20 protein-coding genes are annotated in these 22,785 nt (G+C 52.4%); 5 read left to right on the top strand and 15 right to left on the bottom strand.

All coding sequences use genetic code 11. The features are described from left to right. Window positions 1-5: 5 nt before the first annotated feature. The 11 genes from Q4E93_RS04600 to Q4E93_RS04550 form a co-directional block, all read right to left on the bottom strand. On the bottom strand, window positions 6-1,415 hold the full coding sequence (locus Q4E93_RS04600) for a methyltransferase RsmF C-terminal domain-like protein (protein ID WP_303582936.1): 1,410 nt from the start codon (window positions 1,413-1,415) through the stop codon (window positions 6-8). Between the two features lie 60 nt (window positions 1,416-1,475). Further along, window positions 1,476-1,970 (bottom strand): hypothetical protein, encoded by a 495-nt coding sequence (locus Q4E93_RS04595; RefSeq protein ID WP_303582935.1) that lies wholly within the window; start codon window positions 1,968-1,970, stop codon window positions 1,476-1,478. 15 nt (window positions 1,971-1,985) lie between these two features. After that, on the bottom strand, window positions 1,986-3,524 hold the full coding sequence (locus Q4E93_RS04590) for an NAD(P)(+) transhydrogenase (Re/Si-specific) subunit beta (RefSeq protein WP_303582934.1): 1,539 nt from the start codon (window positions 3,522-3,524) through the stop codon (window positions 1,986-1,988). Between the two features lie 10 nt (window positions 3,525-3,534). Beyond that, window positions 3,535-3,843: an NAD(P) transhydrogenase subunit alpha part 2 gene (locus Q4E93_RS04585; RefSeq protein WP_303582933.1), complete on the bottom strand. Its 309-nt coding sequence runs from the start codon at window positions 3,841-3,843 to the stop codon at window positions 3,535-3,537. Window positions 3,844-3,903: 60 nt separating this feature from the next. Next, window positions 3,904-5,025 carry an NAD(P) transhydrogenase subunit alpha gene (locus Q4E93_RS04580; RefSeq protein WP_303582932.1) on the bottom strand — a complete coding sequence of 374 codons (1,122 nt, stop codon included), beginning with the start codon at window positions 5,023-5,025 and terminating at the stop codon, window positions 3,904-3,906. 50 nt (window positions 5,026-5,075) lie between these two features. After that, window positions 5,076-5,939 carry an O-methyltransferase gene (locus Q4E93_RS04575; RefSeq protein ID WP_303582931.1) on the bottom strand — a complete coding sequence of 288 codons (864 nt, stop codon included), beginning with the start codon at window positions 5,937-5,939 and terminating at the stop codon, window positions 5,076-5,078. Then, window positions 5,939-6,448 (bottom strand): dihydrofolate reductase, encoded by a 510-nt coding sequence (locus Q4E93_RS04570; protein WP_303582930.1) that lies wholly within the window; start codon window positions 6,446-6,448, stop codon window positions 5,939-5,941. The genes Q4E93_RS04575 and Q4E93_RS04570 overlap by 1 nt, the downstream gene beginning before the upstream one ends. A 10-nt stretch (window positions 6,449-6,458) precedes the next feature. Next, window positions 6,459-7,253, bottom strand: a complete 795-nt coding sequence (locus tag Q4E93_RS04565) for a thymidylate synthase (RefSeq protein ID WP_303582929.1) — start codon at window positions 7,251-7,253, stop codon at window positions 6,459-6,461. Window positions 7,254-7,402: 149 nt separating this feature from the next. Next, window positions 7,403-8,647, bottom strand: coding sequence for a peroxiredoxin family protein (locus Q4E93_RS04560; RefSeq protein WP_303582928.1), 1,245 nt, complete (start codon window positions 8,645-8,647; stop codon window positions 7,403-7,405). A 118-nt stretch (window positions 8,648-8,765) separates the two neighbouring features. Continuing rightward, window positions 8,766-9,707, bottom strand: a complete 942-nt coding sequence (locus tag Q4E93_RS04555; RefSeq protein ID WP_303582927.1) for an NAD-dependent epimerase/dehydratase family protein — start codon at window positions 9,705-9,707, stop codon at window positions 8,766-8,768. Window positions 9,708-9,801: 94 nt separating this feature from the next. Beyond that, window positions 9,802-12,225 carry an alpha-amylase domain-containing protein gene (locus Q4E93_RS04550; RefSeq protein ID WP_303582926.1) on the bottom strand — a complete coding sequence of 808 codons (2,424 nt, stop codon included), beginning with the start codon at window positions 12,223-12,225 and terminating at the stop codon, window positions 9,802-9,804. A 120-nt stretch (window positions 12,226-12,345) separates the two neighbouring features. On the opposite strand from Q4E93_RS04550, the gene kdsA reads away from it, so the two are divergent. Then, the gene (kdsA, locus tag Q4E93_RS04545) at window positions 12,346-13,170 is read left to right on the top strand and encodes a 3-deoxy-8-phosphooctulonate synthase (protein WP_303582925.1); all 825 of its coding nucleotides are present in this window, start codon (window positions 12,346-12,348) and stop codon (window positions 13,168-13,170) included. Window positions 13,171-13,414: 244 nt separating this feature from the next. Here the strand turns inward: kdsA and Q4E93_RS04540 are convergent, their stop codons facing one another. Together Q4E93_RS04540 and Q4E93_RS04535 are read right to left on the bottom strand one after the other, a co-directional pair. Then, window positions 13,415-14,407 (bottom strand): helix-turn-helix domain-containing protein, encoded by a 993-nt coding sequence (locus Q4E93_RS04540; RefSeq protein ID WP_303582924.1) that lies wholly within the window; start codon window positions 14,405-14,407, stop codon window positions 13,415-13,417. Between the two features lie 135 nt (window positions 14,408-14,542). Beyond that, complete coding sequence (locus tag Q4E93_RS04535; RefSeq protein WP_303582922.1) at window positions 14,543-14,764, bottom strand: PspC domain-containing protein; 222 nt, start codon at window positions 14,762-14,764, stop codon at window positions 14,543-14,545. A 184-nt stretch (window positions 14,765-14,948) separates the two neighbouring features. Here Q4E93_RS04535 and Q4E93_RS04530 point away from each other — a divergent pair, with 184 nt between their 5' ends. After that, window positions 14,949-17,213, top strand: coding sequence for an aconitate hydratase (locus Q4E93_RS04530; RefSeq protein WP_303582921.1), 2,265 nt, complete (start codon window positions 14,949-14,951; stop codon window positions 17,211-17,213). 42 nt (window positions 17,214-17,255) lie between these two features. Here the strand turns inward: Q4E93_RS04530 and Q4E93_RS04525 are convergent, their stop codons facing one another. Next, complete coding sequence (locus tag Q4E93_RS04525) at window positions 17,256-18,218, bottom strand: Nif3-like dinuclear metal center hexameric protein (RefSeq protein ID WP_303582920.1); 963 nt, start codon at window positions 18,216-18,218, stop codon at window positions 17,256-17,258. A gap of 378 nt (window positions 18,219-18,596) precedes the next feature. On the opposite strand from Q4E93_RS04525, the gene Q4E93_RS04520 reads away from it, so the two are divergent. Then, window positions 18,597-19,256, top strand: coding sequence for an ATP-binding cassette domain-containing protein (locus Q4E93_RS04520; RefSeq protein ID WP_303582918.1), 660 nt, complete (start codon window positions 18,597-18,599; stop codon window positions 19,254-19,256). On the opposite strand, the gene Q4E93_RS04515 is transcribed toward Q4E93_RS04520, so the two are convergent. Continuing rightward, window positions 19,253-19,840: a DUF6252 domain-containing protein gene (locus Q4E93_RS04515; RefSeq protein WP_303582916.1), complete on the bottom strand. Its 588-nt coding sequence runs from the start codon at window positions 19,838-19,840 to the stop codon at window positions 19,253-19,255. The two genes, Q4E93_RS04520 and Q4E93_RS04515, sit on opposite strands and share 4 nt — an antisense overlap. A 162-nt stretch (window positions 19,841-20,002) precedes the next feature. Between Q4E93_RS04515 and Q4E93_RS04510 the strand changes: the two genes are divergently transcribed. Both Q4E93_RS04510 and Q4E93_RS04505 read left to right on the top strand, forming a co-directional pair. Beyond that, window positions 20,003-21,178, top strand: coding sequence for a glycoside hydrolase family 18 protein (locus tag Q4E93_RS04510; RefSeq protein ID WP_303582915.1), 1,176 nt, complete (start codon window positions 20,003-20,005; stop codon window positions 21,176-21,178). Beyond that, a complete protein-coding gene (locus Q4E93_RS04505) occupies window positions 21,148-22,569 on the top strand; it encodes a DUF4403 family protein (protein WP_303582914.1) in 1,422 nt (473 codons plus the stop codon). Before Q4E93_RS04510 ends, Q4E93_RS04505 begins: the two co-directional genes overlap by 31 nt. Window positions 22,570-22,785: the final 216 nt, after the last annotated feature.

The following is a 22,785-nucleotide window of genomic DNA, read 5'->3' as shown; positions in this document are numbered from 1 at the left end:
ACTTTTCAGGGTCTCTTGAGGATCCTCCATTCCTTCGGATAATAATTATTCACGCGATTGGGCAAGACCTTTACCCAGCCCAGGTTCTGTCCCTGATAGCGTACCAGTGACCAACCCCTTCTTTCTTCTCTTACGGCTTGCAGCCTGCCACTTGCAGCTTGCAGCTCCTCTTTGCGCAGATAGTTGATAGCCTCCTCTCTGGATAGCTCGATAGCAGGCAACTGCTCATGGATCAAATCACTCAGGGCCAGTTCATGGTCCGGTATGAAATCCTTCACAGACGGCTGCCCCAATAATACACCTGCCTTTTTCAGGTAGCAATAAGATTGCAGGTAATTCAGGTCCTCCGCCATGGAGGCCGGTAAGGCCCGTACCATTTCCTCATGCCGGAATAATAACAGCGGCGAGCGCTCTGTTATCCAAGGCCCCAATGCGTCCGCCTCTTTCCTGGGTAATTTTTCGAATCCCTGTTTTTTGCTCCTGGGGTAACTGAACGTATTGCCTTCATTCTTTCGTACGGCGGCTATAAAAAATCCTTCCCCTTTCACCTTGTCCGGGTAAAAGCGATAACCATACCCGCCCTTATCGCCCTGTGTCTCAACAATATTCCAGTCGGCCCCCACTTGCAGCCTGCAGCTGGTAGCTTGCAGCTCTTCCATCATCCAATCCAGTATCTCCTCATCCTCCTCCTTTGAATACGAGCAGGTGGAATAGATCAGCAGGCCGTCGCTGCGCAAGGCGGGCCATATGTCGGCCAGGATCCTTTGCTGGCGCTGATGACACAGCTGCACATTATCCAGGCTCCACTCATCGATAGCCTCCGGTTCGCGGCGGAAAAGACCGCTGCCGCTGCAAGGCGCATCCACCACAATGACATCGAAATAATTTTCCAGCCGCCCCAGGTCACGGGGATCATTGTTCGTGACCACCACCCCCGCGGCGCCCCATTTGATCATATTTTCCTGCAGTATCCCTGCCCGGCTACGGATCACCTCGTTGCTCACCAGCAGACTATCTTCCGGCAGCAGGCTTCGTATCAATGTGGATTTTCCACCAGGGGCGGCACAGAGGTCCAATACCCGCAACGGGCGCGAGAGGTCCGCCGATTGCCGCAGCACCTGTTCAAGGAACATGCTGGAAGCTTCCTGCACATAATAAGCGCCGGCATGAAACAATGGATCGAAAGTAAAGGATGGCCGCTTGCTCAGGTAATACCCCCAGGTCGACCAGGGAATTTTTTCCATCCCCACATCGCTGCTCCACTCATGCGTCTCTCCGTCTCCCGGCCATTTTGCAGGGTTCAGCCGCACAGACGTCACCTGCGCACCCGATGCATGGACGGCTTCGAATGCCGCCGCGTCAAAACCCGCGGCCCCCTGTAAAGAATCCATTAATAACTTTGGTAGATCAGGCACTTCCTTATAACTTTTTCGATCCGCAAAGGTAGTTGATAATTTTATCAAACATTGCCTCTATTAACCCAGCACATCATCCAGCATATTCTCAGGCTGAGCAGCCTCATCCTCACTGGCCGGCTGTTTGGAAAAGATCCTGATAAGCGTCCGGGCAAAATAGATGTGCGCCATAACCGTCAGCCCCCAAAAAAGGCAGATCTGTCCCAGGGTGACAGATCTCATAAAAGATCGCACATCCCGGACCCCGGCATATACAGCATAGGACATAAACAAAAACTCCTTTATAAATGGCGTGAAATAAGCGATGGCGAATAAGATCACATGGGTCCATGTCGCTCTCCTGTACACATTTCTTTTTCTTACCATCCAATACATGATGGCCTCGATGAAAATAATGGCAGGCAAAAAGAAGAGGGCTATCTTGCTCAGCGCGCTCATCGCATAACTGGGCGCATAAACGCTGATCATACGTAATCCATAGATCGACAGGCAGGTAGCGACGGTCCCAAGGACCAGCATAAACCAAAAAGGAGCCGTGAATTTCCTATGCAGCATGAAAGTAAAACTAATTCAAATACTTTTGATTTCCGAGAGCAGGTCCTGCAGCACTTTTTTCGCATCGCCAAACAACATCGAGGTTTTAGGGCGGAAGAAAAGCTCGTTGTCTATGCCGGCATAGCCCGGCTTCATACTACGTTTGTTGACGATGCAGGTCCTGGCCAGCTCCACTTCGAGGATGGGCATTCCGTAGATGGGGGAGGCTGGGTCGCTCTTGGCGGCAGGATTGACCACATCGTTTGCCCCCAGGACAATGACCACATCCGTCGTGGGAAACTGCTCATTGGCCTGCTCCATTTCCAGCAGGTTGTCATAGCTCACATCCGCCTCCGCCAGCAATACATTCATATGTCCCGGCATACGTCCCGCCACGGGATGAATAGCATATTTTACTTCCACCCCTTTCTCCGTCAGCAGCTTTTCCAGCTCATGACAGGCGTGCTGCGCCTGCGCCACCGCCAGACCATAGCCAGGCACGATCATCACCTTATGGGCATAGCTGAGGATCACAGCGGCATCACTGAGCGAGATCTCCTTGTATGCTCCCTGCTCTTTAGCCTCACTGCCGGCTGCTGCTGCCATGCTTCCAAAAGACCTGATCAGCACATTCTTCAGGCTGCGGTTCATGGCCTTGCACATGAGGATCGTCAATAGTGTCCCTGCCGCGCCGACCAGGATACCGCCCGTGAGCATTGCTTTATTATTGTACAGGAAGCCCCCGCATGCAGCCGCCACGCCAGTGAACGAATTCAATAAAGAAATGACGACAGGCATATCGGCTCCGCCGATAGGGAGGACGAAGCACACGCCGTATAAGACCGAAAGTAATAAAACAATGTAGAACAGGACATGGACATGCGCCGGCACCGGCTTGTTCATAGATACCGTCAGATCTGAAATATCAATGTTACCACCACCTCTGTCCATTGAAAAAAGTATATACCCTGCCAGTAACAGGACTACCGAGAGCAACAGTAAGTTGAAAATATGTTGTCCCCTGAACGTCACATCTTTTATCCGGCCGTTCAGCTTGCCCCAGGCAATGATACTGCCTGCAAAAGAAACAGACCCGATGATCAGGCCCAATAAAATGATCAGCAGCTCTCCGCCGGACGGTCCAAGTTGAATCTTAAATTGATCTTGCACGAACTCCCCCAGCTTTGGAAGATAAGATTTCAATGCTTCTATATCAATATCTGGCCACCGCCTCAGCCTCCTAAACTCCGCGATCGATATCAATGCCGCACAAGCGCCCCCGGTCCCATTGAAAAGACTCACCATCTCCGGCATTGCCGTCATCTGTACCTTACGCGCGGCTAAAGCTCCCGCAATGCCGCCAATAAAAATACCGCCAAAGATCCAACCGTAATTATGCAATCGCTCCCCATTGGCCTCGTAAAGGAAGATGGTGCCCACAATAGCCAGGATCATCCCACCCGCAGCAATCAGATTGCCTCTCCGTGCCGTTGCCGGGTCGGACAGCATCTTCAGTCCGAGAATGAACGTTACGGAAGCTACAAGGTAACAGACGGTGAGCAGGCTAATACCCATAGTAATGATTTTAACGCTTCTTCTTAAACATTTCCAACATCCTGTCCGTCACCACAAAGCCGCCCACCACATTCAGGGTTCCCAGCACTACAGCCAGGAATCCCAGCCCAAGGGCTACATAATTATCACTCTCCGCCTTGCCCATGACGATGATGGCCCCGATGATCACCACGCCATGGATCGCATTGGCCCCGCTCATCAATGGCGTATGCAGCACGGCCGGCACGCGGCCGATGACCTCGATACCGAGAAAGATCATAAGGATCACGATATAGATCATCTCATGATGCGCGCTTATCCAGCTCAATATATTTTCCATACATCAGCATTTAATTATTCCTTACTTGCAGCTTATAACTTGTAGCTTGCAACTCGTCGCTCACGGCTTGTCGCTCACCGCCCGCAGCTTCTCATGCACCACCTCCCCATTATATGTAATACAACATCCTTTCACCAGGTCATCAGAAAAATCCAGGTTCAGCTGACCTTCTTTGCCAGTGATCAATTGCAAAAAATTCAGGACGTTCTTCCCATATAGTTTGCTGGCGTCATATGGCATGGAGGATGGCAGGGAGGAATCTCCGACGATGGTCACACCATGATAAACCACCGTCTCATTGTTCTTCGTCACATCCGTATTACCACCGGTGGCAGCAGCCAGATCAATGATGACAGATCCTTTTCGCATTGCTCCGATCATGGAAGAAGTTACCAGCACAGGCGCCCGTTTGCCCGGAATCTGCGCGGTAGTGATGACGACGTCAGCCCTGGCAATGCTTTCGGCGATCTTTTCCTGTTGCCGTAATTGAAAATCAGCAGACTGCTCCACCGCATAGCCCCCTGCTTTCGAAGCATCCGCCGCGCCTGGTACTTCGATGAATTTCCCGCCCAGGCTCATTACTTCCTCTTTTACGGCCGGACGTGTATCGAATACTTCCACGACAGCCCCCAGCCGCCTTGCCGTGGCGATGGCCTGCAAGCCTGCCACGCCCGCCCCTAATATCAGGACTTTCGCAGGAGCGATGCTGCCTGCGGCCGTCATCAACATGGGAAAATAACGGGGAGACTTTTCGGCAGCCAGGAGGATGGCCTTGTATCCCGCGATATTGGCCTGTGAGCTCAGCACATCCATGCTTTGTGCACGGGTGGTACGCGGCAACATGTCCAGGCTGAAGCTGGTGATATGCTGTTTGGCCCATACAGGCAGGTGTGCGTGATTGAATAATGGCTGATAAACGCCGATGAGGATCTTATGCCCGAACGTGGCGGGAATATCGTTGTAATGTATACTGAGCAGTATATCCGCTCCAGCGAGCAATTCCTCCCGGCTCCGGAGGACAGCCCCCGCCTTGATGTAATCGTCGTCCCCGCAATAGGCCTTTACCCCGGCGCCCGCTTCTATCCAAACCTCGATCTTCTTCTTTACCAGCGCTGTCACACTTTCTGCCAGTAGCGAAACTCTTGATTCGAATGCCGGTTCCTTCAGTACGCCAACGATCATAGAGATGGGTTAATGGAATTTCTATCAAATTACACAAAATTACCCGACCGTCAAACCCGTATGACAAAATGTTGCTTTACCTTGAACTCGTTCCGCAGGACAACCAACCCTATGAAAAAAAGATCAATGGTCATATACACTCTCGGATCGTCCTGGATCCTTGCCCACGCCTCTTCCATTTCCGCACTCCAGTGAATATCGTCAAAGATGAGGATCGACGAAGGAGCGCACCGGCTCATCAATAAATGAAAATACCGTAATGTAGGCTCCAGACGGTGATTGCCATCCACGAAAGCGAGATCGATATTGTCCGCTTGCTTCAGAACGCCTCCCAGCTTTTCATCGAAATTCCCCACGATCAATGTTATATTTTCCAATCCCAGCTCGTGGAAATTTTTTGCAGCCACCGCGGCCACGGCGCCGGCCCCCTCAATCGTCCATACCCATGGGCGCTTGTCGACATTCTTTTCCTCGCTCGCAGCTTGCAGCTCATTGCTTGTAGCTTGTAGCTTGCAGCCTGAGGCCCCAAAAGCCAGATAGGCCGTAGACAACCCCAGGGAAGTCCCCAGTTCCACCACCGCAGTGCATTTATAATATCTCGCGATCCTGTACAACAATCTCCCTAACTTCTCAGGCTTTGCCGCATTCCGGGCGATGTCACCCACGCTGCGCTGCCGCCCTCCGCCTACCGCAGACCCCGCTCCCATATCTTCCACCTCCAGCAAGGTCTTATCTTTTAATAATCCTGCCCGCAGCGTGCCGATCGGGACATAAGCATCATAAACGCGATCGTCATTCAATACGTTCCTGATAAAGTCGTATACAAAAGGGGAATGAATGCCATGGCCTTTGCCGTTACTGGCTGTGAGATAATACCGGATATATTTCCGGACAAGCTGCAGGCGGGAATACATCAAATAGTTTTTTTCCGCTCCCATACCTGGAAGCTGTAGGCATATGCGTGCTTTTCGTCGACAGGAAAATCCAGGTTGTTCGTCAGTCGCCATTTCCCTTCATCGATGACGGGAAAATACGTATCTCCCTCCACTTCAGTATGCACCCGGGTCATATAGATCTTATCCGCAATAGACATGGACTGATGATATATTTCACCACCGCCGATGACAAACACCTCCTTTGCATCCGTATCGCCGGCGGCCGTTACTGCGGCCGCCAGGTTGTCCACTACTTTCACTTTCTCATTGTGCGGGTCCCATTCCCTATTACGGGTGATAACAAAATTGAATCGGCCCGGTAAGGGTTCGCCCGCCAGCGCATCATACGTTTTCCTGCCCATGATCACAGGCATGCCCCAGGTGGTATTCCGGAAGTACTTCATGTCATTCGGTAAATGCCAGAGCAGCTTATTATCTTTTCCAATAACGTTATTAGTGCTGGCTGCAACGATTAAGCTTATGATCATAAGAAGGTGTTTACACCGCCACTGGCGCTTTGATCGCAGGATGGCTCTGGTAATTTTCCAGGGTAAAATCCTCAAAGCGGAACCCGAAGATGTCCTTTACAGCCGGGTTGAGCTTCATCACCGGCGAGGGATAAGGCTTCCTGCTCAATTGCAGCTTTGCCTGTTCCATGTGATTGTTATAAAGATGCACATCTCCGAAAGTATGTATGAATTCGCCTGGCTCCAGGTCGCATACCTGCGCCACCATGAGGGTCAGTAAGGCATAAGATGCAATATTGAACGGCACCCCGAGAAAGGAGTCCGCGCTGCGCTGGTACAGTTGACAGCTAAGCTTGCCATCCGCCACATAGAATTGAAAGATAGTGTGACAAGGCATCAGCGCCATCCTGGGCAGGTCGGCGACATTCCAGGCGCTCACGATAAGCCGGCGGCTATCCGGTGTTTTCCTGATCTGCTGGATCAGCTGGCTGATCTGATCCACCACCTGCCCATCCGCACCTTCCCAGCTACGCCATTGTTTGCCATATACAGGCCCCAGGTCGCCATTGGCGTCCGCCCATTCGTCCCAGATGCTGACGCCATGCTCTTTCAGGTAGGCTGTATTGGTATCCCCCCGCAAGAACCATAGCAACTCATAAATAATGCTTTTCAGATGTAATTTTTTCGTCGTCACGAGCGGGAAACCCTTTGACAGTTGGAAACGCATCTGATAGCCAAAGCAGCTCAGCGTCCCGGTGCCCGTCCTGTCCGCCTTGGCGGCGCCCGTATCCAAAATATGCTGCAATAGATCGAGATATTGTTGCATGGCTGCAATTTACAGAAGTCTCATTATAGAAACCTCATTATTTATCCATATGTTCATTAGCTGATAGGAGACGATAAGAGCGGCCTCTATCTTTTCGACAGGGATATTATGATGATGGGGGGCACCGAGGGCGGCAGAGGCAAACACGCCTAGTTCTTCAGCAATTCATCCACCGTCTGGCGGATCTCCTGCTGCTGTTCCTCATAATGGTTCCCCGTCCCAGGGCCGCTGAACCCCGTATGGATCCTGGATATCTTTCCCGTCTTGTCCAAAAAGATGGTAGTTGGAAAACCGACGATCTCCTGCAGCTGCGGCAAAGTCTTTTCTGCCCGCCTGGGATCGCCCACCGCCACGCCGGTGATCAGCATGGGATATTTCACCTGAAAACGTTGCTGGAAGCTCCGGAGACTGGCCTGGCTGCGGGCAAAATCCGTGGTACGTTCATACGCGAGCCCAATGATCTCTACGCCTTTTGGATGATACTCGTTATAGAAGGCGCTGAGGAACCTGGTCTCATCCATGCAATTAGGACACCAGGAACCCATTATTTGTATCAGCACTACCTTGCCCGAAAATCGCTTTTCAGACAACGATACCATACGCCCCCCGATATCTTTAAAGGTAAAAGCCAATGGCCCTGCGTCCTTATTCCATTTCGTCAGCGTAAATTCATCCGGCAGCGCTGCCGATGCATCCTTCACGGCCGTCCAGGTCTCATAACCTGCCGCACCGGAAAAATACTGCCCCCCGGATAGTTTCCCATCTTCCTCCAGCCGGGCCGTGAAATAGAAAGCATGCCCGCCGTCAAAACAGGACAGCCGTAGGGAATCACCATCCATCACGCCTTCCAGGTAGCGGAAATCACCCGTAGGGTCCAGGAATGTACCGGTCACCCGGTCCCCTTCCTGCTGAAACTCTCCCACCCGCAGCGAACTATCTTCGTTGCGAGCGCTGCGGAACACCGCGCGCCACCGCCCGGCCACCCCCTTTGGAACGCCGCTTCCAGCAGCAAATCGCTGTGCATTGTTATACGCAGCCTCAAAAGGCATCACCTGGTAATTGTCGGCACCCCGTTTTAGCCATACGCCCCTCAGATTGCCCTCGGGCGTGACCACCGCCCGCAATTGCGACTCGAAGAAGGGCAAGCGGATCAGCACGGAATCGCCCTGGTAGCCAATGTTGTCCACCAGCAAACGTTCGGCCGCATTGCGGATGTAGAGCACCTTCTTCCCTGCGCTGTCTTTTGATTCGAAATTAAACACAATGGAATGTCCATCCTTACGCTGCAATACGGCACGCCATTGACCGTTGGGAAGTCCGGGACGGCCTGCAAAAGTTTTTTCCGTTGAGCATGAAAATAAAAGGAGGATGAGGCCCAGGTAAACACGTACCATAATAATGCTGAAATTGAGTAGACAGCAATTTAATATAAATTACGGTTCGGGGCAAAAAGTCTACCTCTTTAGTAGGTTATAGCGCCTATTTTTAACATTCCCGTGACAACAGGCATATCTACCGTAAATTGGTCAGCATGTCCTTCGTCATCCGCGCCAGATCATATTCCGGCTTCCAACCCCAATCGGCCCCGGCCACGCTGTCATCGATGCTCTCCGGCCAGCTGTTGGCAATGTTCTGCCGGTAATCCGGCTTATAGTCGATGGTAAACCCGGGAATATGCTGCGTGATCTCCGCAGCGATCTCCTTTGGAGAAAAGCTCATACCCGCCACATTATAGGAAGTGCGCACAGTCAGCCGGTCTGATGGCGCTTCCATCAGCTCGATCGTGGCACGGATGGCATCCGGCATATACATCATGGGCAGGTAGGTATCCTCCTGCAGAAAGCAGCTGTATTTCCCATCCTCCAGCGCATCGTGGAAGATCTCCACGGCATAGTCCGTAGTGCCGCCGCCCGGCGCAGATTTATAGCTGATCAGACCGGGATAGCGGATGCTCCGTACATCGACGCCATACCGTCCGAAAAAGTAATTACACCAGAATTCCCCGGCATACTTGCTGATACCATACACAGTGCTGGGTTCGATAATGGTACGCTGGGGGCAGTTCTTCTTTGGCGAAGTAGGCCCGAATACGGCAATGCTGCTGGGCCAATACACCTTATGCAATTTTTCCTCACGGGCAATGTCCAGCACATTCAGCAAACCCTGCATATTCAGGTGCCAGGCCAGGTTGGGATTCTTCTCCCCTGTGGCGGAAAGAATGGCCGCCAGCAGGTAAATCTGCGTAATATTCTGCCGGATCACCTGCACATGCAGCATTTCCTTGTTCATAACATCCAGGGATACATAGGGCCCGCTGCCTTTCAGCAGCTCGTTCTCCTCCCGGAGGTCGGAAGCTACTACGTTAGCATTGCCATATATCTTACGCAAGGCCAGGGTAAGCTCCACCCCTATTTGACCGCTGGCGCCGATGACCAGGACTTTTTCTTTCGTCATTACAGTGATTTAGGGCGCAAATCTACACTTCGGCCTGCAAGCGGCAAGCAGACGGACGGCTTTTTTTGACAAACGCGCCCCTGTACTGTCCGAACTACTTCCTGGCGATCACGATCTTCTTCGTCTCCGTTCCTGCAGACGTATTAAGATGAATAATATATACGCCCGCAGGCAACGCCGCGCCATTGAAAGTTACTACCTGCCGCCCAGCCGGCATCGCTCCATCCGCCAGTTTCCTGATGCGTCGTCCGGCCAGATCCAGGATGCTCAGCTCGATCCTGGAAGCAACCGGCAGCTCGAATACCACCTGCGATGTGCCCGGTGATGGATCCGGATAGACAGACAGCGTCAATTGTAGTCGAGGAGCGCCGCCAAGGTCCGACGGTGTCCGTTCAGCCGCCGTCCGTTCCGCAACGGCAGGATAAGCGGACGTGCTCACCGTCATGGGCGCCGTATAGGTCACTTTCACATATGCCGTTTGTCCGGGATTGGTGCTGTTGGTGTTCTTCACCTTCACCGTATAAAAGCCATCTGACGCAGGCGTATAGGAGAGGGTTAGGTTGCCCGTCCCATTGGTAGTGGCCACCGAAGTGCCGGCGTGGTTGTAAATGCTCACTGTCAGGTTGGGACTCGTGTTGGCAGGATAAAGATTGACCGTGATCGTCTTCCCGCCCTGGTCAAAGACCTCGCCTGCGACCCGCCAGGCGGTAGAGCTGGCCGGCAGTGCTCCGCCCTGCTTCAGACTGCTGTCATGTGCGTCTCCCAGGTCATCGGCCATCTCCCATTCCTGCGTAGTGCTCCGCTGGGAAGGAGAAAAGCTGCCCGTAATACCAGCTGGCCCCCAAATGCAATAGCCCCGGCGGGTATTGCTGCCGTCGCAGGGCGGCACATAGATGGTAGCCTTCCCGGTGCCATCCGTCCAGATATCACTGCTGTTGGCGCCCGAATAGTCATGCAGCTGGACATTCGCCCCAAAATCCGTTTGTATGGTGGCATGCTGCCAGGTATTCCAGTTGTCATTTATTCCAATGATGGCATAGCTGTTCTCCGGGCCCGCATTATACCCCCGCTCGATGATCAGCAGGTCCTGCGCCTGCCAGCGTACCTTATACGCACCCTTTTTAAAGTTCAGTTTCTGGTGGCACCAGATGATATTCGCAATGGCGTCCCGCACCGGCAGATCGGTAGCACTGGTAGGTAAATGCGTATACCGCTTGCCCGTATTCTCCAGGTCGAACAGATCCTCGAAGAACACCTGTGGCGAGCCATCTACAGCAAAAGCCGCCGCATAAGCCACGGCTATCCGTCCATCGTTAGGATCGATATGGCCTCCTCCCAGCTCATTACCACTGTCCCATCCCGTTATGTACCCATTTGCATCCTTGATGGGCCGGTAAGTATCGTGGTTATTTACAAATGGCACCGTGCGGTACCGGTTGCTCTGCTGCTTACCGGGAAGACTGCCCAGATCATACGACCCGCCGGCGCTGATCATATTCTTCAATTCACTCCGGAATCCGAAATCGAATGTCCCTACCAGGTCCTCCGTACCGCCATTGCTGGTTTTCACATTATTGATCCAGGTGTCCTCATCCGCCGTGCTGCCCACTACCTCACCCACCGCAAACATATTCGCCCCGCCATTTGCCCAGCTGGCATTATATTTCACATTCCATAAAAAGTCCTGCGCCGCCCAATAGGGATAATTCTTTGCCGCATCCAGCCGGAAGCCATCCGATCCCGTCTGCTTCTTGAACCAGATAAGCCAGTTACGCGCGCCCGCACGCATATAGTCCGAAGATTGCGCAGGATTATACGTGGCATTGGAGCTCGTCCCATATGCCGTGGACTCATAGCTGATGTCCGGGCCGAACATAATAGCATCCCAGTCATTGGTGTTGTAATGATTGTTGGATGCATTGGGATAGAAATTCTCCCAGTTCTTGGGCCATCGACCGGTCCGGCCAAGATAATCCGTGGAAGTCTCGTCGCCCGCAGGCCTTGCATAGCACACATAGCGGAAATTCTTGTACCCGCTGTTCGTCATGAGGGAATAGCTGTTCCCATCCTGACCGCCCGCGCCCGTCACCGAGCCCGCATCGCTCATATGATTCAATACGGCGTCCTGTATCACGTCGACACCGTTTGCATGCATCACCGCTACCATCCGCAGGAGCTCGTCCTTGGTGCCCATGCGGGTCTTCAAACTCCCTTTCTGGTATTTATCTCCCAGGTCATATTGATCAAAAGGAGCATAACCCACACTGTTAGTACCGGCATTCTTGATGCAAGGCGGCACCCAGACGGCGTCGACCCCGGTCGACCGGAGACGCGGCCCCAGTTCCGTCAGGTAATTGCTCCACCCGTTGGGATAATTGTTGTTGGTATAATCCCACCAGAATCCTTCCAGCACGACCTTGCCGTTCCATGGGTTCTGGGCATTCAGCGGTCTGCATACAATAAGAAAAAAGCTGATAAGGAATAGGCCGGTCCGGCCGAAGCGTAGTGATCTTTTCATATAGCAATGGTTTAATGGTTACGTACTTAATGTGTACAATATACACAATACATTTCAGCCAGCAAAACCCTCCGTCTAAAGAAAATATCTATACCGGCCAATTGCCCTAATTTTGCCCCCATGCAATTCTTACATCAACTATTTCAGCATCAATCGTACGACAAGAAAAACTTCTTCCTCATCGCCGGCCCCTGTGTAGTGGAAAGCGAAGAGCTGGTGATGGAGGTAGCCGACAAGGTTTCCACCATCTGCCGCAACCTGGGTATACCTTATATCTTCAAAGCCTCCTACCGGAAAGCTAACCGTACCAGCGCCGGCTCCTTCACGGGTATCGGGGACGACAATGGCATGTCCCTTATCCGGAAGGCAGGGGCAACCTATAAGGTCCCTACAACCTCCGACATACATGCCCATGAGGAAGCCGCGGTGGCAGCTGAATATATCGACATATTGCAAATACCCGCCTTCCTCTGCCGGCAGACCGACCTGCTCCTGGCAGCCGCCGAAACAGGAAAAGTGGTCAACGTAAAAAAAGGCCAGTTCCTTAGTGGACCAGCCATGAAGTTCGCCGTGGAAAAGATACGCCGGGCGGGAAATGAAAAGATCATCCTCACTGAAAGAGGCACCACCTTTGGTTACCAGGACCTGGTAGTGGACTACCGCAACATACCCTGGATGCAGGAGCACAAGGCTCCCGTAGTGATGGATTGCACCCATGCGCTCCAACAACCCAACCAGACAAGCGGTATCACCGGCGGCAATCCCCAACTGATCGCCACAATTGCAAAAGCTGCGATCGCCACCGGTGCCGAGGGCCTGTTCATAGAGACACACCCCAATCCTTCCATTGCCAAAAGCGACGGAGCGAATATGCTCAGATTGGATCTTCTTCAGGGTCTTCTGGAACAATTGGTAAAGATCCGCAAAGTTGTTTCGGAGTTTTAAAACGACTTTCAAAAGGGTACTGAATAGAGGCTGGTCTTTCTGGAAACGAGGAATTAAAAACGGGACATTCAAACTTGCTTTCAAATAAGCAATTGCGCAGCGTTGTGTACAAACTCTATGCAAAGGTACTCCCGAATCCTACCATTCAACACCCGAAAAGGTGATAAAAATAGCTGGAAATGTTTTCTGAGATTAAAATACTCCTGCAGGGGATTGCAGGAATCTTGAAATCAGCCGCTTGTGATCAATAAGCACTCAACAGCTTGCTGGGCAGGAGCCCGAACTCTTTCTTAAAAGCGATCGTAAAATTACTGAGATTGGAGTATCCCAGCTCCATGGCCACCTCCTTTACAGAGTGATCGCCCGACAACAGCTTGTCTTTGGCGGCCTGCATTCTTATCTTTTGAAAATATTCATATACCGGAAGTCCATATATGAGCTTAAAATCCTTCTTTAGCTTCGATTCACTGATGGATACCATTTTCGCCAGCTGGCTAATGGTAGGCGCCGGCTCAAAAATATCCCTGGTCAATGCGGACTCCACCTGCATCATCCGGTCGATATCCGTCTTGGACAAAGGAATATCGAAATGAGAATTCTTACGTCTTTCATACACCCGCGTGAAAAATCGCTCGATCAGGAACATAACCCTGTTCTGAATAATGGCCAGCCGCATGGGATTATCATCCTCCACCTCCATGATCTCCTGTATAAGCCGCCGGTACTCGCTATCCAGCGGTTCCGTATGCACGTTTTCCAGCTGCAAGGACAAATACGTGGTGAGGACATCATCGATATTGCTCACTCCCAGGTAATCCGCCAGCCATTTTGCATCGAAGAGGACATCGATCCCTTTATAAACAGTCCCCTGGGCTCCCAGGTAGGCCCATTCGGAAAGCGTATTGGTAAGATAGGCGATAGACCGCGTGGTGTTGGATTCCTTCAGCCGCTCCTTCCCGATGCGTATCTCCAGAGTATCTGGAATGGTCAGCTCGTGGAAACGGAGGGTATAGTATTCCTCTTTTATCTTCCTGCGAAGGAGGAACCAGTCCTGGTTAAACCTGCAATTGATGACATTGACATTAATCCCGTTCGGCAGACGGACAAAGGTCAGGCTGCCGGTTGCAATAGCCTCCGGAAACACCAGCTTATGGTTTATCACCCGTACATTCAGCCGTTGAGCCAGATCATTCTGCAACAGCTCATAATCCGTATACGAAAAATCAAACTGGAACAAAGGCAGTTGTTTTATCTGTACAATAATTAGCCACTGATCAGGCCAGGCTCTCAGTAGTGAATCGTCATTTAACAACGGACTGGGATATGGGCACCACAGTAAGATACGAAAAAACGGCAGGCAATGAGGCCGCCGTTAAAGATATTTCACGGGATTTCTGCGCGCAGAAAAAATATATCGCTTGATGTTCATCCAGAATGCCAGGATAAAATAAATGATCAGCGGTGAACCCATGGTCAGAAATGAAATATAGATAAACCATGTCCGGATCCGGGAAGTGGCGATACCCATTCTTTCCCCGATGGCAGAGCACACGCCGAATACCTGCCATTCGATGAAATGCTTCAGTCTGTTCATACCACTAAATTAAAAAAAAACGACAAACCCCCTAGCATGTAATTGACACAATAACCTATTTTTTAGGTAAATTGCAGCCCCTGCCAGCGCCCTGCCAGCGCACAGCGCTGGCGCCCGACTAACCGCGGCAAGCATTACGTTAGTAACTAAGCACTTAAGGCTTAACATATAAAAACAATTTATCATGGTTTTCGACCTGGATCTAATCAAAAAGTTATACGGGAACATGCCGGCAAAGGTAGACGCTGCCCGTAAGCTGGTAGGCTCTCCCCTCACCCTCGCTGAGAAAATTTTGTACGCACATCTGTTCGAAACCCCCACCCGCGCCTATGAAAGAGGTAAAGACTATGTAGATTTTGCACCCGATCGCGTAGCTATGCAGGACGCCACCGCACAGATGGCCCTTTTGCAATTCATGACCTGCGGCCGTGACAAGGTAGCCGTCCCCTCCACCGTACATTGCGACCACCTTATACAAGCTAAGACAGGCGCTGTCAGCGACCTGGCCACGGCAAAGGACGTAAATAAAGAAGTATACGATTTCCTCGCTTCCATTTCCAATAAGTATGGTATCGGTTTCTGGAAGCCCGGTGCCGGCATCATTCACCAGGTTGTCCTGGAAAATTATGCATTCCCCGGCGGCATGATGATCGGCACCGACTCCCATACGCCGAATGCAGGGGGTCTGGGCATGGTGGCCATCGGCGTTGGCGGCGCCGACGCAGTGGACGTAATGGCCGGCCTTCCCTGGGAGCTGAAAATGCCCAAGCTCATCGGCGTTAAGCTCACCGGGAAAATGAGCGGCTGGACAAGCGCAAAAGACATCATCCTCTGGGTGGCCGGTAAGCTCACGGTAAAAGGAGGCACAGGCGCCATCGTGGAATATTTTGGAGAAGGCGCCGACAGCCTGAGCGCCACCGGTAAAGGCACCATTTGTAACATGGGCGCCGAGATCGGTGCCACCTGCTCCCTGTTTGCTTACGATTCCAAAATGGCCGACTATCTGAAAGCCACCGGACGGACAGAAGTAGCTGCCCTGGCAGACGGTATCAGGGACTACCTCCGCCCCGACAAGGAAGTATACAGCAATCCCGAAAAATATTACGACCAGGTCATCGAGCTCAACCTCAACGAATTGGAGCCCTATGTCAACGGTCCCTTTACACCCGACCTTGCCACGCCCATCAGCGAGTTTGCAGCGGCCGTCAAAGCCAACAACTGGCCCGAGCGGCTGGAGGTCGCCCTCATCGGGTCCTGCACCAACTCTTCTTACGAGGACATCAGCCGCAGCGCCTCCCTCGCCCAGCAGGCTATTGATAAGAACTTGAAAACCAAAGCAGAATTCACTATAACCCCAGGTTCCGAACAAGTCCGGTACACCATCGAGAAGGATGGGTTCCTCCGGACCTTCGATAAGATCGGGGGCGTTGTGCTCGCCAATGCCTGCGGCCCCTGCATCGGACAATGGGCCCGCCACATCGATGATCCCAATCGCAAGAACTCCATCATCACTTCCTTCAACCGGAACTTTGCGAAGCGCAATGACGGACTGGCCAGCACCCATGCTTTTGTCGCCTCGCCAGAGATCGTCACCGCCTTTGCCATTGCCGGTAGCCTGACCTTCAATCCCCTGAAAGACAAGCTGAAGAATGAGAAGGGCGAAGAAGTGATGCTGGATGAGCCCACGGGCGTAGAGCTGCCCCCCAATGGATTTTCCGTGGAAAATGCCGGCTACCAGGCCCCTGCCAGTGACGGCAAGAGCGTACAGGTCGTAGTAAAGGAGGACTCTCAGCGCCTTCAGCTATTGGCCCCCTTCGCCGCCTGGGAAGGCACGGACCTGAAAGGGCTGAAGCTCCTGATTAAAGCAAAAGGCAAATGTACCACCGACCACATTTCCATGGCAGGACCCTGGTTGAAGTTCCGCGGCCACCTGGACAATATCTCTAATAATATGCTCATCGGCGCCGTCAACTTCTTCAATGAAAAGACGGATTCCGTTAAAAATGCGCTCACCGGGGAATATGGTCCTGTTCCTGCAACCGCCCGGGCCTACAAAGCAGCCGCCATGGGCTCCGTCGTCATAGGGGACGAGAATTACGGAGAAGGCTCTTCCCGGGAACATGCGGCTATGGAACCCCGTCACCTGGGCGTCCGCGCCATCGTGGTCAGGAGCTTCGCCCGTATCCACGAGACCAACCTGAAAAAACAGGGAATGCTCGCCCTCACCTTCGCCAATAAGGAAGACTACGACAAGGTACAGGAAGACGACACCATCGATATCAAAGGGCTGACCAGCTTCACGCCAGGCAAGCCCCTTACGATGGTGCTCAACCATAAGGACGGCAGCAAGGACGAAGTCACGCTGAATCACACGTACAATCAGCCGCAGATCGAATGGTTCAAGGCCGGAGGCGCCCTGAATGTCATACGAGCGGAATTCGCCAAATAATACAAAGGCCCGGCTTTCAGCCGGGCCTTTTTCATTATATACTTACACCCATGTAAACGGATCTCCCGAAGCAAAATGCTTCACCGGCACCCCCGGCAGCCTTGCCTCCAGCCAGGGCACCAACGCCTGCATCCCCGGCTCCTCACTGACGGCGTGTCCCAATACCACCAATGACACCTGCCGTCCCTGGTACCGCGCATCCCTGACATATTCACTCGTCTCCCATTCATTCAGCTCCCCGCAGATGAGCAGGTCGGGCTCATACTTGCGCAACATCTCAATCTGCCGCCGCCCCCCCGCAGCCCCGGGTGACAGCACGATGCGCTGACACATTCCCGACAGGTCCCCGATGACCTTCATTTTATCGATCCCCAACGCTTTCTTCGCGGAGCGCACGATGTCCTTTAATGAAACGGCAGGGACCGTGATGATCTCCGGTTCACCCGCATTATAATATTTATCCCACCCCATTGCCACCAGCATACCCATTAAAATGCCATCAGGCCGGAAAGTATGCCAGTAATCATGAAATCTCCATACCACGATATTTTGTTTTTCCAGCAGTTCCTTTTTAAAAGCATAGACCTTATCTCCTTCCAGCCATGCTGTCTCATCCTGGTGATTGTAAAAAGTGGGCTCATGGGCGATGATGAAATTGGCGCCCTGGCGGATCGTCTTTTCGATCACTGCATCCGTGGCAAACATAGTAGTGACGATCCCTTTCAACAGCTGCGTAGGATCCCCCGACTTCACCGTATCCACCGTGGAGGAGAATGGCGCTCCGGGAATGTCTGCCACTATCCGGTCGATGGCCTGGCGGATGGTCATTTCTTTCGGACCTTTCCCCGCCAATTGTCCGGCTCCATCACGTACATCCCTTTCCGCACGGGCTCCCAAGGGCTTCAACAACGAAGCTCCGGCCAGCACAGTCAGCGCATTGGAGACAAAATCCCTTCTATTCCAACCACCCCGGGAAAATTCCTGGTTCGTATCGCGTGACGACATTGGCTATTATTTAACTGTCATAAAAATAACCTATATCTCTATTCACCGGTGAATAAAATATATTGCAATAGTGAAATTCAAGGCTGTCATACGACTTCTGGTAACATTTTACAAAAACTTTTTTGTCTTCAGCTTCCTCATAACGCTGACCTGTGCATTTTTATATTGGGAATACGGCCCTCCTATCCTCAAGGTTCTTTTATGGCTCAAAATAGCCACCCTGTTCCTGACCTTCTATTTCATTCGGGAGTACCGACAAAAGGAATTTTATTACTACAGGAACCTGGGCATCCGCGACCCGGTCCTATGGGGACTCACGCTTGGCTTCGATGGCTGCCTTTACATTATTTTCCTCATCCTGACATACTGGATACGACCATGACCCACACATTGACAGCAGACAGCATCCAGCTGGAATTCGGCCTTCGTCCCATCCTATCTGATATTTATATTCAATGCCGGACAGGCAGGATCACAGGCTTGCTGGGCCGTAATGGTCAGGGCAAAACATGCCTGATGCGGGCCATCTATGGCGACCTGGCCTGCAGCAGCCGGTCCGTAAGATTTGATGATACAGCCGTTCTCCAGCCCTATACCAGGCCGGACCTGGTAAGATACCTGCCCCAGTTCAATTTCATCCCAGGATCACTGACATTGAAAAGGGTCTTCAACGATTTCAACCTGGAGCTCCGCGAATTGGGAGACATATTCCCCGAATTCCGGCCATCCTGCGCATCCCGGATAAGAGACCTTTCCGGGGGAGAAAGGAGGTTGATAAATATTTATGTCATCACCCGCAGTCCGTCGCAATTTGTACTGCTAGACGAACCCTTTTCCCACCTCAGCCCTCTGCAGATCGAAAAAGTAAAGGCCTTATTGACGGTAGAACGACAAAATAAGGGCATCCTCATAACAGACCATCTCTACCAGGATATTCTTGAGATTTCAGATAAGCTGTATATGCTCCTCGATGGCCGCACCCAGCTGGCAAAAGGAACCGAAGACCTCGAATCATCCGGCTACCTCCCCAGGCGCTAAGGGTGCTTTAAATAGCTATAAGGTATATTTTTAAATACGCCATTCGTCACATGCACCGAATCCGTGGATAGGCCCGATCCGGCAGTGCCGATCACCAGCACCCTGGCGGTAAAGCTGAAGGACCCCGAGATCCTTTTATTCTCCCCATCACAGGCTGTTACATTGGCTTCGCCGCTGATGGCCTCCCCCTGCTCCTGCCAGGTGACATTCGGGCCAAAATTGATCCTGTTATTGCCATAGGCAAATGCTGACGCATTCCCCCACCTTTCCAACGGATATTGCTGCACGGACATCGAACTGTCGTTGGGGCCTGTGGAAGTATCCCTCAGGCTGATGGAGATCACGCGTTCAGACGTATAACCCGTGATGGTCATGATCCTGGCCTTGCCGCGATCGTCCCCCACCAAAAAGGCTGAGACGGAATCAGTAGACCAGTCCGCCCCATCTACCGTAGCGGAAAAAACGGCCGTGGAATCAGCCGCCGAATGGATGCCGTTCAGGTTTTCTTTCCGGCAAGACAGGAGCCCGCACACCAAACACAGCAGCACGAGCCCCGGGAGCCAGATCTTGTTTGCTTTACTCATATACTACGGTACGCATGATTGCTCCGCCCCGTTGCCACCTGTCCCGGACCATTAACCATTTTCCTTTTGGCTGTCCATTACAACCGGCTTATTTTCGGCACAGGATCAGACAACCGGCTCTCCGGCGATGCTTGCCCATCATTTTCAACCAAGCAATTATTTATGACCAATCATTTTCGCAGACATTTCATTTTCACAATGCTATCCGCCCTGACTACCTTGTTCACCAGTACAGTCCATTCCCAGGCCCCTTCCTCTCTCGAAGCGCACAGTTCATCGCTCGACACTTCCCCACAGCCCGCCGTCATCGGCTATTACGCCGGCAGAAGCACCGCCCTGGACAGCTTTGCTACCGAAAAGCTCACCCATATCCTTTTTAGCTTCTGCCACCTGCAAGGCAATCGCCTTTCCGTCAGCAACGCCAGGGACACCGCTACCATCCTGCACATGGTTGAATTGAAGCGCAGGACCCCCCGGCTGAAAGTGATCCTTTCCCTGGGCGGATGGGGCGGCTGCAAAACATGCCCCCTGGTATTCGCTACCCGCAAAGGTCGCAACGAATTCGTGCGCTCGGTAAAGGAGCTGACAGATTATTTCCACACCGATGGCATCGACCTGGATTGGGAATACCCGGCGCTCACCAACGTCCCCGGGTATCCATACTCCCCGGAAGACAAGGATCACTTCACCCTCCTGATCAAACGACTGCGTAAAAAGCTGGACAAGACCAATGAGATCAGCTTTGCCGCCGGCGGATTTACCAAGTATCTCACTACCTCCATCGACTGGAAAAAAGTTACCCCCCGGGTGAATTATATCAACCTCATGACCTATGACCTGGTCAGCGGCTATGACACCATCTCAGGACACCATACGCCACTGTACTCCACTGCTCAACAGAGGGAGTCGACAGACAATGCGGTACGCTACCTGGAATCCATCGGCGTTCCCGCGGCTAAGCTCGCCATCGGCGTTGCCTTCTATGCCCGTATCTTCGAAGGTGTCGACAGCATCAACAATGGGCTCTATCGTCCCTGCCGCTTCAAACGCGGCGTGTCCTATCGCGACCAGGCCACCGTCCTCTCCAAAGACAGTGGGTTCGTCTTTCATTGGGACCCGGTGGCGCAAGCGCCTTATATGTACAATGCCCGGCAAAAACTCTTTGTTACCTACGACGACACTTTGTCCGTCCGGCTCAAGACCCGGTATGCCATGGACCAGCACCTGGGGGGCATCATGTTCTGGCAGCTGCCGGAGGATAAGTTCACAGATGGATTATTGGACGTCATCGATAATACTAAAAAAGAATGGTTGACAACCTCCGCAAAAGATCACTGATCTGGCTGTTGCTTTTGGCTGCCTGCATCTGCTCGTGTTCCTCATCAAAAAAAATCAGCGCCAGGTCCGCCATTTCAGCCCTGGTGCCGGATAGCCTTCCTCCCCTGCCGGCTTCCGAGATCGACCTGCCCCTGAAGGTCGCCGGACGCCCCCTGATCCAGATAGCGGACACCATCGTACCAAAGGAATTCACTTCCGAAGGATGGCCGTCCTATCTGCAAACCTCCTGCGAATTGCGGTATAAATACCGCTTCGTTCGCACCGGCTTCAATCTCAGCTGCACCAATAATAAGATCTTCCTTCAAATGGGCGGAAGCTACCAGGTAGCGGGCGGGCGGTGCCTCTGCGCCATGGGTAAGCCCGTCTCCCCCTGGATCTCCGGCAACTGCGGGTTCGGCACCGAAACCATGCGGAAAGTAGACATCAACCTCAGTTCCCAGCTCACCTTGCTGCCAAATTATAAGGTCAGGACCATCACCCGGCTGGATCAGTTGAAAACACAGGATAAATGCGTGATGTCCGTCTTTTCCATGGATATGACCCAGATGATCGTGGATAGCATCCGCAGCTCGATCACCAGCTTTTGTTCGATCCTCGACCAAACCCTCGCCGGCCTGGATTTCACCGGCTATCTCCATCATTCAGCCATCAGGGCCTGGCAACGCATGCCCCTGGGTCCCTATGGCTACCTGGTCACCAATCCCCTGGCCTTGCGGGTAGGGCCACTGAACTACATCCAGGACACGTTTCGCATCAATATCGGCCTGACCTGCCGGCCGCAGCTGACGTCAGAATCGGACGTATCTTCCGTGATCCCACCCCTTCCGCCCCTCACCAGCAATGTAAGGGATAACGGCATTTCGTTATACCTGGGCACCAATTACGACTATGGATTCATCAGTAAATTGCTGAATGACACCCTGAAAGGCAGGTCCTTCCTGGTAAAAGGCCAGACCATCACCATCAAAGACCTCAATGTCAAGGGCATAGGTCATCACCAGGTGGAGCTGACAGTCGACTTTGGAGGCAGCCGCAGAGGCCAGGTCCGTCTTTGGGGCACGCCCGTGCTGGACCCTTTAAAACAGGCGCTAACCATTCCCGATCTTAAGTACACCCTCGACGGGGATATGATGATCGTCATCGCCCGCACCTTTTTCAAAAAGAAGATCCGCAAGAATATCCAGGGCAGTTCCTTTTATGATCTGGCAGCCATGCTAAAGGCAAATATGCCCCTCCTTGACGCCCAGCTGAACAGAACCCTGGCTCCAAACCTCTATACAAGAGGGAATATCAAGGAGTTAAAGATGATCGGCCTCCTGGCCGGAGATAAGTCCCTCCAGGCACAGCTCTTTGTCAAAGCCGACCTATCCGTGACAAGCACGGGCTTGTAATCAGCCTCAAGCCGATGGCTGCAAGCTACAAGCGTCTATTTATCCTCAACTTGAAGCTTGGGGCTTGCAGCTTGTAGCCAGGAAATTCTACCCGGCAAGCAACCATTAACATATCATTATCGTAATTTCTTAATGGCTAAAAGTAGTTTGCGCGTTTTAACAATATCGGCGCTCACCATTTAACGCTACACATAATTTGATCGCGGCAAACACGCA

It is taken from the genome of Flavitalea plasmicola (assembly GCF_030546645.1).
Taxonomy (GTDB): domain Bacteria; phylum Bacteroidota; class Bacteroidia; order Chitinophagales; family Chitinophagaceae; genus Puia.
Note: the sequence above shows the minus strand (reverse complement) of the source record. Positions and strands in the feature narration are given on the sequence as shown.

Coding starts and splice junctions, on each gene's coding strand:
- Q4E93_RS04595 (WP_303582935.1), bottom strand. CDS start 1,970: ATGCTGCATAGGAAATTCACGGCTCCTTTTTGGTTTATGCTGGTCCTT.
- Q4E93_RS04590 (WP_303582934.1), bottom strand. CDS start 3,524: ATGGGTATTAGCCTGCTCACCGTCTGTTACCTTGTAGCTTCCGTAACG.
- Q4E93_RS04585 (WP_303582933.1), bottom strand. CDS start 3,843: ATGGAAAATATATTGAGCTGGATAAGCGCGCATCATGAGATGATCTAT.
- Q4E93_RS04580 (WP_303582932.1), bottom strand. CDS start 5,025: ATGATCGTTGGCGTACTGAAGGAACCGGCATTCGAATCAAGAGTTTCG.
- Q4E93_RS04575 (WP_303582931.1), bottom strand. CDS start 5,939: ATGTATTCCCGCCTGCAGCTTGTCCGGAAATATATCCGGTATTATCTC.
- Q4E93_RS04570 (WP_303582930.1), bottom strand. CDS start 6,448: ATGATCATAAGCTTAATCGTTGCAGCCAGCACTAATAACGTTATTGGA.
- Q4E93_RS04565 (WP_303582929.1), bottom strand. CDS start 7,253: ATGCAACAATATCTCGATCTATTGCAGCATATTTTGGATACGGGCGCC.
- Q4E93_RS04560 (WP_303582928.1), bottom strand. CDS start 8,647: ATGGTACGTGTTTACCTGGGCCTCATCCTCCTTTTATTTTCATGCTCA.
- Q4E93_RS04555 (WP_303582927.1), bottom strand. CDS start 9,707: ATGACGAAAGAAAAAGTCCTGGTCATCGGCGCCAGCGGTCAAATAGGG.
- Q4E93_RS04550 (WP_303582926.1), bottom strand. CDS start 12,225: ATGAAAAGATCACTACGCTTCGGCCGGACCGGCCTATTCCTTATCAGC.
- kdsA (WP_303582925.1), top strand. CDS start 12,346: ATGCAATTCTTACATCAACTATTTCAGCATCAATCGTACGACAAGAAA.
- Q4E93_RS04535 (WP_303582922.1), bottom strand. CDS start 14,764: ATGAACAGACTGAAGCATTTCATCGAATGGCAGGTATTCGGCGTGTGC.
- Q4E93_RS04530 (WP_303582921.1), top strand. CDS start 14,949: ATGGTTTTCGACCTGGATCTAATCAAAAAGTTATACGGGAACATGCCG.
- Q4E93_RS04525 (WP_303582920.1), bottom strand. CDS start 18,218: ATGTCGTCACGCGATACGAACCAGGAATTTTCCCGGGGTGGTTGGAAT.
- Q4E93_RS04520 (WP_303582918.1), top strand. CDS start 18,597: ATGACCCACACATTGACAGCAGACAGCATCCAGCTGGAATTCGGCCTT.
- Q4E93_RS04515 (WP_303582916.1), bottom strand. CDS start 19,840: ATGAGTAAAGCAAACAAGATCTGGCTCCCGGGGCTCGTGCTGCTGTGT.
- Q4E93_RS04510 (WP_303582915.1), top strand. CDS start 20,003: ATGACCAATCATTTTCGCAGACATTTCATTTTCACAATGCTATCCGCC.
- Q4E93_RS04505 (WP_303582914.1), top strand. CDS start 21,148: ATGGTTGACAACCTCCGCAAAAGATCACTGATCTGGCTGTTGCTTTTG.